The 12,417-nt window shown below is 39.1% G+C and carries 15 protein-coding genes and 1 tRNA gene; 11 read left to right on the top strand and 5 right to left on the bottom strand.

What is annotated here, in order from left to right:
• The first annotated feature begins 6 nt into the window (after positions 1–6).
• From lepB to FTU37_RS08780, 9 genes are all read left to right on the top strand, one after another.
• Positions 7–834: a signal peptidase I gene (gene lepB, locus FTU37_RS08820; protein ID WP_111883978.1), complete on the top strand. Its 828-nt coding sequence runs from the start codon at positions 7–9 to the stop codon at positions 832–834.
• A gap of 20 nt (positions 835–854) precedes the next feature.
• The gene (locus tag FTU37_RS08815) at positions 855–1,226 is read left to right on the top strand and encodes a DUF4845 domain-containing protein (protein ID WP_078192003.1); all 372 of its coding nucleotides are present in this window, start codon (positions 855–857) and stop codon (positions 1,224–1,226) included.
• On the top strand, positions 1,198–1,896 hold the full coding sequence (rnc, locus tag FTU37_RS08810) for a ribonuclease III (protein WP_111883979.1): 699 nt from the start codon (positions 1,198–1,200) through the stop codon (positions 1,894–1,896). The genes FTU37_RS08815 and rnc overlap by 29 nt, the downstream gene beginning before the upstream one ends.
• The gene (gene era / locus FTU37_RS08805; RefSeq protein ID WP_180007638.1) at positions 1,896–2,924 is read left to right on the top strand and encodes a GTPase Era; all 1,029 of its coding nucleotides are present in this window, start codon (positions 1,896–1,898) and stop codon (positions 2,922–2,924) included. Before rnc ends, era begins: the two co-directional genes overlap by 1 nt.
• Positions 2,925–2,955: 31 nt before the next feature.
• Entirely contained in the window at positions 2,956–3,150 is a 195-nt protein-coding gene (locus FTU37_RS08800; RefSeq protein WP_078192000.1) for an NF038104 family lipoprotein, read from the top strand.
• An 8-nt stretch (positions 3,151–3,158) separates the two neighbouring features.
• A complete protein-coding gene (gene recO, locus FTU37_RS08795) occupies positions 3,159–3,875 on the top strand; it encodes a DNA repair protein RecO (protein ID WP_180007698.1) in 717 nt (238 codons plus the stop codon).
• A gap of 9 nt (positions 3,876–3,884) precedes the next feature.
• Positions 3,885–4,610, top strand: coding sequence for a pyridoxine 5'-phosphate synthase (gene pdxJ / locus FTU37_RS08790; protein WP_180054978.1), 726 nt, complete (start codon positions 3,885–3,887; stop codon positions 4,608–4,610).
• Positions 4,611–4,626: 16 nt separating this feature from the next.
• Entirely contained in the window at positions 4,627–5,280 is a 654-nt protein-coding gene (locus FTU37_RS08785) for a tRNA-(ms[2]io[6]A)-hydroxylase (RefSeq protein WP_078190322.1), read from the top strand.
• A gap of 136 nt (positions 5,281–5,416) precedes the next feature.
• Complete coding sequence (locus FTU37_RS08780; protein WP_180124194.1) at positions 5,417–6,241, top strand: DUF4198 domain-containing protein; 825 nt, start codon at positions 5,417–5,419, stop codon at positions 6,239–6,241.
• 55 nt (positions 6,242–6,296) lie between these two features.
• On the opposite strand, the gene FTU37_RS08775 is transcribed toward FTU37_RS08780, so the two are convergent.
• Together FTU37_RS08775 and FTU37_RS08770 are read right to left on the bottom strand one after the other, a co-directional pair.
• Positions 6,297–7,370: a hypothetical protein gene (locus FTU37_RS08775; protein WP_180124193.1), complete on the bottom strand. Its 1,074-nt coding sequence runs from the start codon at positions 7,368–7,370 to the stop codon at positions 6,297–6,299.
• Positions 7,371–7,458: 88 nt separating this feature from the next.
• Positions 7,459–7,534: transfer RNA gene (locus FTU37_RS08770), tRNA-Asn, on the bottom strand.
• 251 nt (positions 7,535–7,785) lie between these two features.
• Here FTU37_RS08770 and FTU37_RS08765 point away from each other — a divergent pair.
• Positions 7,786–8,244 carry a hypothetical protein gene (locus FTU37_RS08765; RefSeq protein WP_180124192.1) on the top strand — a complete coding sequence of 153 codons (459 nt, stop codon included), beginning with the start codon at positions 7,786–7,788 and terminating at the stop codon, positions 8,242–8,244.
• Positions 8,245–8,294: 50 nt separating this feature from the next.
• On the opposite strand, the gene FTU37_RS08760 is transcribed toward FTU37_RS08765, so the two are convergent.
• From FTU37_RS08760 to map, 3 genes are all read right to left on the bottom strand, one after another.
• Complete coding sequence (locus tag FTU37_RS08760) at positions 8,295–8,729, bottom strand: PaaI family thioesterase (RefSeq protein WP_111883987.1); 435 nt, start codon at positions 8,727–8,729, stop codon at positions 8,295–8,297.
• Positions 8,730–9,057: 328 nt separating this feature from the next.
• Complete coding sequence (locus FTU37_RS08755) at positions 9,058–10,284, bottom strand: pyridoxal phosphate-dependent aminotransferase (protein WP_180124191.1); 1,227 nt, start codon at positions 10,282–10,284, stop codon at positions 9,058–9,060.
• Between the two features lie 268 nt (positions 10,285–10,552).
• Positions 10,553–11,380, bottom strand: coding sequence for a type I methionyl aminopeptidase (gene map, locus FTU37_RS08750; protein WP_168378021.1), 828 nt, complete (start codon positions 11,378–11,380; stop codon positions 10,553–10,555).
• A 207-nt stretch (positions 11,381–11,587) separates the two neighbouring features.
• On the opposite strand from map, the gene rpsB reads away from it, so the two are divergent.
• Positions 11,588–12,334 carry a 30S ribosomal protein S2 gene (gene rpsB / locus FTU37_RS08745; RefSeq protein ID WP_078190314.1) on the top strand — a complete coding sequence of 249 codons (747 nt, stop codon included), beginning with the start codon at positions 11,588–11,590 and terminating at the stop codon, positions 12,332–12,334.
• Positions 12,335–12,417: the final 83 nt, after the last annotated feature.

Below are 12,417 nucleotides of genomic sequence, written 5' to 3'. Positions count from 1 at the left end.
GAGCTCATGGATTTTGACTTTAATTTGATCCTTGTTCCTGCCACAGTCATTTTTTTCTTAATTTGGTTGTTGGATAAGTTTGTCTGGAAGCAACGGCAGACCAAAGGTAAAGGGAATGAAAATGTCGTTATCGCATGGGCTTATGATTTCTGGCCGATTCTAGCGATAGTTTTGGTGATGCGTTCATTCTTATATGAGCCATTTAATATTCCATCTGACTCTATGGTTCCAACCTTAGAAACAGGTGATTTTATTGTGGTGAATAAATATCAGTATGGCGTACGATTACCTATCGTCAATAAAAAAATTCTTGATGTCGGTGAACCTGAGCGTGGTGATGTCATTGTATTCCGTTATCCACCACAACCAACCATCAGCTATATTAAACGAGTGGTCGGTTTACCAGGTGATCATATTATTTACGATCATGGTCAACTGAGTGTGAATGGTCAAAAGGTGGCAAAAGTTCCTGTAGAATTTAGCCGTGAAAAAGATCAACTTGATACACCTACATCGATTTATCATAAAGAAACCATGGGTAAGCATACGTTTACCATGCGTGAGCTTGAAGGCGTCAATGTTGCGCGCCAAGCACCATTTATCAACTATGTTGAAAATGGTAAATATTCAACAGAAAATGGTTTATATTGGGAAGTTAAGGTTCCTGAAGGTCACTATTTCGCGATGGGGGATAATCGCGATCAAAGTGCGGACAGTCGTTTTTGGGGCTTTGTGCCTGAAGAAAACCTCACTGGACGTGCTTTTTACAAGTGGATGCATAAGGAACCTGGTTTAAAACTGCCTTCATTTAGTCGTAATGGCAGTATTGATTAGTCTTACATCAGGAAAATAAAATGAGACATCAACGGGGAACGTCTTATATTGCAATTTTAATTGCTGTGATTGGTTTTGCTTTTTTAGCTAAAGCTTTAATTGCGGTTTGGGGACCGTATGTTGACGATCGTCTCGTCAACAATGAAATTGAAGAATTGATGAAGAGCAGTCCTAAAAATATTGCTCCGAGTAAGTTTGAGTCACAAATGTCACAGCGTTTAGATATGAATGGTGTACGTGATTTAAATTTTAAAGATATTGCTCAAGTCACTAATGTAGATGGTCTACAAGTGAAAACAGATTATGAAATAAGAAAACCTTTCTTATTGAATATTGATATTGTGTTGAAGTTCGAGAAAAGTTTTGATCAAAGCTCAGTCCAAGCTAAATGAAGCTCGTTTAGCAAGTCGTATCGGTTATCAGTTTAAACAACCTGAATTGTTACAACTGGCCTTGACCCACCGATCGGTGAGCCATAAATACAATTATGAACGCCTAGAATATCTGGGCGATTCATTATTGGGTATGATAATTGCCAATTATCTGTACCATGCCTACCCGCATGAAAATGAAGGGCGTCTAACGCGTATGCGTGCGACACTGGTTCGTCAGGAAGCCTTAGGAAAAATTGCCAATGACTTAAAACTCAGTCAAGAATTAATCTTGAGTACAGGTGAGTTGAAATCTGGCGGTCATCATCGCGAGTCTATACTTGCGGATACCGTTGAATCGATCATTGGTGCAATCTATGTCGATTGTCAGGATTTAAAAATTCTGGAACCGATTGTTCTTAAATGGTATGTGCCATATTTAGATCATATTGAACCAACTGATCAACTGAAAGATCCTAAATCACGTTTGCAAGAGTATTTACAAGCACGTAAAAAACCTCTCCCGGTTTACGAGGTTGTAGATATTCAGGGTGATGCTCCGAACCAACATTTTAAAGTTGAATGTACAGTTGAAGGGCTCCCTGTTAAATACGGTGAAGGTTCAAGCCGTCGCTTTGCTGAACAGGCAGTAGCGGCAGAAATCTTAGAAATTTTGGAGAAAAAGTCTTAATGACTACTCATTCCGATCACGTAGATGCTGATCACGAGTCGCAAGGCGACAGTAACGATTTAATTAGTCAGTTTTTTAGTGCACAAGGTACTGAAATTCCTGCCGATTTTAAAAGTGGTTTTGTGGCGATTGTCGGTCGTCCAAACGTGGGTAAATCAACGTTAATGAACCATATTTTGGGTCAAAAACTTTCAATTACGTCACGTAAACCACAAACGACGCGTCATAAAATTGTGGGTATTGACTCACGCGAAAAGTCTCAGGCAGTATTCGTGGATACGCCAGGGATGCACAAAAAAGAAGTTCGTGCCATCAATAAAATGATGAACCGTGCGGCGCATTCTGCACTTCGTGATGTGAACTTGGTTTTGTTTGTGATTGATGCAGACAAATGGACACAGAATGATGATTTAGTGTTAGAAAAGCTAAAAAATGCCGATATGCCGGTTATTCTTGTGATCAATAAAATTGATACGCTAGAAAACAAAAACCATGCATTACCCTTGATACAAGAGCGTGCAAAATTGATGAATTTTGCAGAAATTGTTCCTGTATCAGCGTTACGCGGTGCAAATTTGGATCATTTGCGCAGTACGATTGAGAAATATCTGCCGTTCCAACCACCACTGTATTCACTTGAGCAATTGACTGATCGTTCAGAGCGTTTCCTTGCATCTGAAATTATCCGTGAAAAAATCATGCGTCAATTGGGTGAAGAGCTGCCTTATGATTTAACGGTTCAAATTGAGTCGTTTAAAACAGAAGAAGCAACAATTAATCCAAAAACAGGTCGTCCTAAAGCGGCGTGTACCTATATTGATGCGACGATTTTTGTCGATCGCTCTGGCCAAAAAGCCATTGTGATTGGTGAGAAAGGTGCCAAACTGAAGAAAATCGGTATGGATGCACGTGTGGATATGGAAAAAATGTTCGAGCAAAAAATCATGCTGACACTTTGGGTGAAAGTCAAAGGTGGTTGGTCTGATGATGAACGTGCGTTGAAAAGCTTGGGTTATAGCGATATCTAATCGTTAAATAACAAACTTTGAGGGAAGAGTAATGATGAAAGTATTAGCTGTAGTGGCATGTGTTTTGTTTCTACAAGGGTGTATTCATAAAATCGTTACTGTTCCTGTCAAAGTGGCTTATAAAACCACAAAAGGCGTGGTCAAAGGGACCGCTGCAGTTGTGGGTGCAGTCATTCCAGATGGGGATGAAGATGAAGACGACAAGAAAAAGAAAGACAAGGATTAATATTTCAAATCATGCGTAATGAGATACTGCATGGTTATTTAATTCACCATCGTAAATATCGTGAAAAAAGTCATATTGTGCACTTGTTTACTCAGGAGCATGGTCGAATTGATGGTATTCTCAGGCAAACGCCACCTCCCCAGTATCAACCAATTTGCTTGCAAGCATCTGGTAAGTCCGAACTTAAAAACTTTAGTAAACTCGAAATTGTAAATCAACCGATTTTCTTTTTTGGGGATGCTTTTTTTTCAGGATTTTATCTAAATGAAGTTTTATTGAGGCTATGTCCGTTAGAGGTTGAGATGCCTGAGACATTTGCTCAATATGCACACACCTTGGAAAAACTTCAATGCATGTCTGTCCAGGCCCACCCTGATCTATTCTTACGGCAAATCCTTAGACAATTTGAGCATGTGCTGCTTGAAGAATTGGGTTTTGCGTTGGATTTTTCAACTGATGCAAATCAACAGCAAATTCAGCCTCATGAAAATTATCAATTTCATTTAAACGAAGGTTTTCAACCTGTCATTAAAGCCTCACGCGCAACATTGTCAGGTCAACATATTTTAAGTATGTGTGATTATGAAAAAGGTGGGGAATTTAATCCTGAACAGTTACAATTACTGTCTAAGTTGTACCGACAAATGATTACTTCCTTGCTTGGCGATCGTCCATTAAAAAGTCGTCAATTGTGGATACAGAATTCTCAAACTCAACGTCATTAGGAAAGAATTATGGCAGCTTTGCTTGGTGTAAATATTGACCATGTGGCAACACTACGAAATGCACGTGGGACAACTTATCCAGATCCTGTGAATGCCGCAATTATTTGTGAGCAAGCGGGGGCGGAAGGGATTACGCTGCATTTACGTGAAGATCGTCGCCATATTAAGGATGATGATGTACGTCGTATGCGTTCTGTATTAAAAACCCATATGAATCTTGAAATGGCAGTGACCAATGAAATGGTTGAATTTGCCAAAGAGATTCAGCCGCATCATGTATGCTTTGTTCCTGAAAAGCGTGAAGAAGTGACGACTGAAGGTGGTTTAGATGTTGTTGGGCATTTTGAAGATGTAAAAAACGCGACTCAAGCACTCGCAGCGATTGGTTGCGAAGTTTCATTATTTATTGATGCTGACTTTGCTCAAATTGATGCAGCAATTGCCTGTGGCGCACCTACGATTGAGTTGCATACAGGTGCATATGCAGATGCTGAAACACCTGAAGCGCAGAAGGCAGAGCTGGAACGTATTATTCAAGGTGCTGAATATGCCGCATCTAAAGGTTTGATTGTGAATGCTGGCCATGGCTTAAATCTTGACAATGTCACTCCGATTGCGCGCATTGCGCAAATTCATGAACTAAATATTGGTCACTCGATTATTGCTGATGCAGTGTTTATTGGATTGGCACAGTCTGTAAAACAAATGAAAGCTGCGATTAAAGCCGCACGTTAATTTTTAAGTAAAGTATATGTCAAATATTGATTATGATGCCCTAATGAAGCCAGTCATTGGCTTCTTGGGGTGTGAAACACCAAAAGCATGGCTAGATGAAGCTTTAAATAATTTGGATATCCTGATGCAGGATCATGCCAATTGTGAAAAGAAAGCAGCAAGTACAGCAATGAATTTGATGTTTCGTTATAGTTTTTTCTCGGATTTACAAATCAAACTGGCACAGCTAGTACGTGAAGAAATGCTGCACTATGAGCAAGTGCTGGAACTGATGGCAAAACGTGGTCAGGAATGGACTGCAATCAGTGCTGGTCGGTATGCGGGTGGTCTACGCAAAGAAGTACGGACTTATGAGCCAGAAGCGTTAATTGATATCTTGGTGATTGGTGCATTCGTTGAGGCACGGTCTTGCGAGCGTTTCTATGCGCTTGCACCACATGTGGATGAAGAGTTGGGGCGTTACTACCGCTATTTGCTAAAGTCTGAATCACGCCATTATGAGGACTATTTAGCATTAGCTATGGACGTAGCGACGACCAATAAGCTAAAGAACCCGAAAGAAGATATTCAGATGCGTATTGAGCATATTCGTGAAGTTGAAAAAAATCTGATTAGCAGCCCAGATGAATTATTTCGCTTTCATAGTGGTGTGCCCGTTAAAGCAGCCTGATAAAAGAGTCCTCCAGAATGGGGGATTTTTTATGCACTTAAAATAAATGATAATAAGAATTATTTACAATTATCTTGGGTGAATCTAAAATGAAACGATCTCTATGAATCAAACAATTTAAGCTCACTTATTCAATATGAAATTACAATTCACTTTACTCTGTATCGCTTTGTGTGCGGTTGATCAGGCTCAAGCGCATTATCCTTATGTAGCGCCATTAAACTATCAAACATTTAATAATCATAGTGCCATTCTTTCAGGTTTTTATGACAATCCATTTGTTTCTGAAATAGCCATTAAAAACTTTAATTTCCATGTACATACACCATCAGGTGATAAGCTGCATTTAACAGATGCCGATTGGGTAAAAACGCAAACGGTCAGCAGTTATAGTTTAGAAAATAAGCAAAATGGCACGTATCGTCTTCGTGGTGAAAAGCAGGGAAGTACAGCGCGTTTTGCTTATGATCAAAAGCAGTGGAAAGCGTTAATCAATGGTGTGCGTGATCCTCAAAAAACAGCGAATGCAAATGTCATTTATACAGCCGAGTTGACTAAAAAGTCGCAAATCAAAAGTATTCAAACTCAAGAAATCATTGAAACTTTTGTATCGCGCCGTGTAACGTCTACACAAGTGGTGAATCATTTGCATGATGGCTTTGATATGCAATTTAAAACTCATCCGAATGCCATTAAGCAAAATGAGCCTGTACAACTGAAAGTGCTAGATCAGAAAAAAGCGGTTGTGGGTTTGCAGGTTGAAATTTTGCAGCAAACAACGGATTACAGCCGTGAAGGAAAAGTTTATAAAACGCTTAAAACTGATCAAGATGGAAACTTAAATTTTAACCTATCAGATTGTGGTCAGTATTTACTGAAAATCGATTATCAACAGCCTTTTGAAATGAAAGGCGATACATTAAAACGATATAAATATACTTTGAGCTTTAATGTAATCTAAGGTGATTAAAAGAGAAAAAGCTCTGCGATTTGCGGAGCTTTTTTATGAAAATGATTTAGCTATCTTTAGGTTCAAGATAAAACATCGATAAACCTATCAATAAAATTAAACTGGTTTGAGTGAAAAAGTGTTTATTAAAACCACCATAATATTGCTGCGAATAGCCTGCGATCAGTAAATACCCCGTTAAATAGAGCAGTCGATAATATCGGCTTTCAAAACAATAAAAGACACTTGCAAAACATAAAATCAAGCAACCAATCACCATATAGTGGATATCCCAAATGATGGTGTTGATAGCAAATAAAAGTGCTGAAAGTGCGCCGATAGATAAATTACGAAGGCTTTCAAACCCTTGAAAAATGTGCATCAAAGCTAATATGAAGAGTGGTAATAGAGCAAGTGCATATTTTATTTTCATACTGTTTTGCGTCATGAGCATAAAATTTTGCTGTTTCTCAACAATGGGGCTAGTACTGATGCTTAGCCTAAGCCATTGTAGGGTTAAGTGTTCAGGGATGTTGGCTTTAACTAAAAATTTGAGAGTGGCTTGTGGTGGGATAATATAATTTTCTTGGAATTCATGGCCATAAAAGATCCAAGATTTATTGGTCTCCAATGTGTGATATTGCGTATTTTTTTGAGTTGAGATGTTAAAGAGTTGTCCACTTGCATTTAACCCAGCTTTCATACATGGTGTTTCTTTTACGTGAACAATACATAACGGCAGTACCGAAATTTCAAGATCTTTTCGAGTTTGTTGCTGACCTGCAAAATCGATATGAACATATAACTGATCAGATTGGTTTTGCAGCGTAATCGGTGTGCTTGACCAATATTGTCCTTCTGTCATCTCGTTCAATACAGATTCAGATATTTCGCGAATAATATTGTGATTTTGAATCTGCTGAGGTGGAATCAACCATTGTAGCTTGCTGTCAAGAAGGGTGTTAGATTCACTATTATATAAATTGGGTGGTGTTTTGAAATGTTGCTCAATTTCACTTTCGGGTGTGCAGCTCACCAAATAAATTGCAAATGGGCTGATAATAATTAAAAGAAAAATGAATGCAGTGAGGTAGTGTTTTAAGGCAGTTTTATTTGATTCAGCATCAACTTGAATGAACATTTTTTTTATTTTAATGACAATAACTTATAGATTATATGTAAATCATAGGTATTAAAAAAGCCCATTTAAATAAATGGGCTTTAGAATTTGGCTCTCCAACCTGGGCTCGAACCAGGGACCTGCGGATTAACAGTCCGTCGCTCTACCGACTGAGCTATTGGAGAATCTGAATGCGATTATAAGCAGATTTTGAAGAGGGTCAAGCTAAAAATACCAATATGAGGAGAAATGCGTGATAGATGTTTTTTATTTGAACAAAAAGAAGGATTTTTTAGAAAAAATGAATCTTAGGCTTGCAAAGAAAAAATTCAATTGATAGTCTGAATACAACAAAAGAGCGTTTAAACATATGTTTAAACAGTGTGGATTTAAACCCAACTTGCCAGCACTAAAATGGCTAAACAGGAGAAAGCGAATGAATACGCTGACTATTTCTCAGATTTTTTCAAATTTTTCTTTTTACCAAGAAAACTATCTTTCCATTATTAGTAACCAAGAGCAATATCAAACACCTGTCGAAGGTGCATACGTTGACGTTTGGCCTTTGGGTCGAAGTGACTTGGCATTGGGTGATTTATTACAACTGTGGTTTAGTGAAAAATGGTTGATCAACGCGCCTTGTCATTTACGTTTTGAACATCAAGATGATGGTCGTCGTGTGCCTTTACAACGCAAGCAAGATTTGTATTTATACCAATTGGCCGGTAATGCGTTATCAGGCTCAAATCGTTCTAAAGTATGGTCTATTTCAGAACAACAAGAACTTCGTGTTGAGTTAGAAAGTGCTTTAAAATATTACTGCTTTCAAAAGGGCAGTAATCGCATTGATCTAAGCGAAGGCCAATTAATTCGCGCCTTACATTCAGCAATTTAAGTTTGAACCATCATCTGCTCGCATTGAATTGCGAGCAGAAAAATAAAATATTAAGGACGTATAATCATGCATGTCGCTGTTGCATGAGCATATATCTTTCCATTGTTATCCATAATTCTGCCTTCTGAAATTGCTAAATTTTTGCTGATATTAATTAAATGGCCTATTGCGGTTAAATCTTGATTTTTAGGGATAGGTCGACACATTTTTATATTGAGATCAATGGTGCCATAGCCTATACCAGCTTCTAATGCCGAGTGTACGACACACCCTGTAACTGTATCTAAGACTGTTGCTGCAAAGCCACCATGCACACCACCAAGTGGATTTAAATGGCGCTGATCGGCTTTTACAACAAACTCTACATTACCTTGCTCAATCTTTTTGGGTTGCATTGGAATAATTTCACTAATGCTTGCAGGTGGAATTTGGCCTTGCATCATTGCCTTTAAAATTTCGAGTCCAGTCATTTCTTTGATGTTCATTGGTATATCTCTGGATATGTTAGTTTTGTGGTTATTTTGGGTTCTAAAATGGAACTTATTTAAATAACATAGCTGAAAACGTAAAAAGAATGCAAACCAAAGATTTGAATATGAAGGTTAGTTTTAGGTTTTATCGTTTGGCTTTTTAATATTTAAGTCGATTTGAAGGGAGTCAAATGGGCTGGATAAGCTTTGTTATTTAGTTTGAACCGCGAAAAAAAATTGATCAAAAGCATGTTGAAGTGAAGAGTATTAATTTATTCTTTTGATGAGTATAAAAAACCCGCGATATTCGCGGGTTTTTTAAATCTAGCTTTTTAAAAGCAGATTATTTTTCAGCAGCAATGGAAGCAATCGCAGCGTCAATGCCTTCGATTGAATCAGCAGCTTTTTTGATACGAGCAAGCGCATCAACAAGCACTTCGTCTGCAGTTGCATAAGAAATACGCATATAACCACCTAGACCGAACGCATCACCAGGAACAACGGCAACACCAGTTTCTTCCAACAACCATGCAGAGAATTCTGTGCAAGATTTTAAACCTTTTGCACGAATCAATGGACGGATGTTTGCGTATGCATAGAATGCACCGTCAGCAGGAAGGCAAGTGATACCGTTGATGTCGTTCAAACCTTTCACAACTAAGTCGTGACGGCGTTTGAATGCTTCAATCATTGGCTCAAGAACGTCTTGAGGACCATTCAATGCAGCTTCAGCAGCAACTTGTGAAATAGAAGTTGGGTTTGAAGTTGATTGAGATTGGATTTTTTTCATCGCACCAATAAGTTTAGCTGGGCCCGCAGCGTAGCCAATACGCCAGCCAGTCATTGCATAAGCTTTAGATACACCGTTAAGAACGATTACGCGATCGTAAAGGTCTGGTGCAACTGTTGCGATGTTGTAGAATTCGTCGTCCCAACGGATTGGTTCGTACATATCATCAGAAGCAACTAAAACTTCTGGGTATTTACGTAGAACGTCAGCTAAAGCAAGTAATTCTTCTTTAGTGTAGATCATACCTGTTGGGTTAGAAGGGCTGTTTAGAACCACTAAACGAGTTTTGTCAGTGATTGCAGCTTCTAATTGAGCAGGCGTAATTTTGAAACGTTGGTCTTCACCACATTTCACGATTACAGGAGTACCTTCAGCAATGATCACCATGTCTGGGTAGCTTACCCAGTAAGGAGCAGGGATAATTACTTCGTCACCTTTGTTTAACAAAGCAAGTGCCAAGTTAAAGAAAGATTGTTTACCACCACAAGAAACCAAGATTTGGTTTGCAGCGTAATCAAGGTTATTGTCGCGTTTTAATTTAGCAATAATTGCTTTTTTAAGACCTGGAGTACCGTCAACAGCTGTATATTTAGTGAAGCCATTGTTGATAGCAGCAATTGCAGCATCTTTGATGTGTTGTGGGGTATCGAAATCCGGTTCACCTGCGCCTAAACCAATTACGTTTTTACCAGCAGCTTTTAATTCAGCAGCTTTGTTAGTAACAGCAAGTGTAGGGGACGGTTTGATGCTATTTACACGATCAGACAGACGTACGTCCACGGCAGTATTCCTTCTTATAGGGATTAAAAAATAAAAAGCACACTATCTTAGCTTAAATGCACAGTAATGGGGAGTGGCAAAATCAACAATGTGCAAAAAAGTGTGATATTCCATCCTAACCCTATAATTAAGAAAATTTACATTGAGTTACTTAAATTTTTAATCAAATTTTATGGAAAAATCTTAAAGTCACGGATAAAAAAAGGCATAAAAAAGGCCACAATATGTGTGACCTTTTTAATTAAATTTTATACTTCAAATACTTTGCTTATTGAACAAAACGCGATAAATCTTCTTCAGGGCGAGCAGTTAGCACTTCTACACCATTTTTTGTTACAAGTAGCGTGTGTTCGTACTGTGCAGACAAGCTATGATCTTTAGTCACGACAGTCCATTTATCGCCAAGAAGTTTGGTTTTCCAGTCGCCACCGTTCACCATTGGTTCGATGGTAAAGGTCATGCCTTCTTCTAAGATCATGCCTGTATTGGGTTGACCGTAGTGTAAAACTTGTGGTTCGTCGTGGAAAACAGTACCGATACCATGACCACAGTATTCACGTACAACGCCAAAACGTTCTGATTCAACATATTGTTGAATGGCATTACCGATATCGCCCATGGTTGCGCCCGGTTTTACTACCGCCATACCACGGTACATGGCTTCTTGGGCAACTTTACATAAACGGTTCGCTAAAATAGATGTTTCACCACCCACGATGTACATCATGTTGGTATCACCGTGGTAACCATCTTTAATCACAGTGACATCGATGTTTAAGATGTCACCTTTTTTTAACTTTTTGCTTTCAGATGGAATACCGTGACACACAACATGGTTCACTGAAGTACAGATCACGTGCTGGAACGCTGGACGACCCGGCGCAGCGCCATAACCTAAACAAGCAGGAATAGCTTCTTGTTTGTTGACAATATAGTCATGACAAATCGTATCAAGTTCTAGGGTAGTCACACCTGGAACAATATGCGGTTTGATCATATCCAAAACTTCTGCCGCCAGTCGACCCGCGACGCGCATTTTTTCAATTTCGTCAGGCGTTTTAATTAATCGACGTGGAGCTTCGTAAGTACTGTTCATGATCTCTAAAAACTTTTGGAAATTTGTATGTGACTATGGTATAAATAGCCGCCCATTTTATCAAATGCTTTTTCGTGAATATCTTTCACGAGCTTTGTGCGATGGGGCAATAAAATCCGCACATATATCGACACATTTCTCTGGGTGCCTTTTTAGGTGGAGAATGCGGGTATATGGAGGCCTAACCCAAACTTTAAGGTAAAGAAAATGGCAGATTACAACGTAAGCATGCGCGACCTTCTTCAAGCAGGCGCACACTTCGGTCACCAAACACGTTTTTGGAATCCAAAAATGCGCGAATACATCTTCGGCGCGCGCAACAAAATTCACATCATCAACCTTGAGCACACTGTTCCTGCGTTAAATGATGCTTTGAACTTTGCTAACAACTTGGCTAGCAAAAAGAACAAAGTTTTGTTCGTTGGTACAAAACGTGCAGCTTCTGCAATCATCCGTGAACAAGCTCAACGTGCAGGTCAACCATATGTTGATCACCGCTGGTTGGGTGGTATGTTGACTAACTGGAAAACTCTTCGCCAGTCAATCAACCGTCTAAAAGACCTTCAAACTCAATCTACTGACGGTACTTTCGCTAAACTTACTAAACGTGAAGCTTTAGAACGTACTCGTGAGATGGAAAAACTTGAACGCGCTCTTGGCGGCGTTAAAAACATGGGTGGTTTACCTGACGCATTATTCGTAATCGATGTTGATCACGAAGCAATTGCAATTAAAGAAGCTAAAAACCTTGGTATTCCTGTTATCGGTATCGTTGATACAAACTCTAACCCAGACAACGTAGACTACGTTATCCCTGGTAACGACGATGCGATCCGTGCAGTTACTCTTTACGCTTCTGCTATGGCTGATGCGATTCTTGCTGGTAAAGAATATGCTCAATCACAAGCAAATGCACAAGCTAAAGGCGAAGAAGCTCCTGCTTCTGAGGCTTAATGCGTTTGACGTAAGCTTGTCATTTTTGCGACACGTGATGGTGGCAAAGTAAGCGTCATGTATGCAGACGGCCCAAGAGACAG

The organism is Acinetobacter sp. YH12097, assembly GCF_013419225.1.
GTDB classification, from domain to species: domain Bacteria; phylum Pseudomonadota; class Gammaproteobacteria; order Pseudomonadales; family Moraxellaceae; genus Acinetobacter; species Acinetobacter amyesii.
The sequence above is the reverse complement of the archived record's forward strand: the minus strand, read 5'-3'. Positions and strand labels throughout refer to the sequence as shown.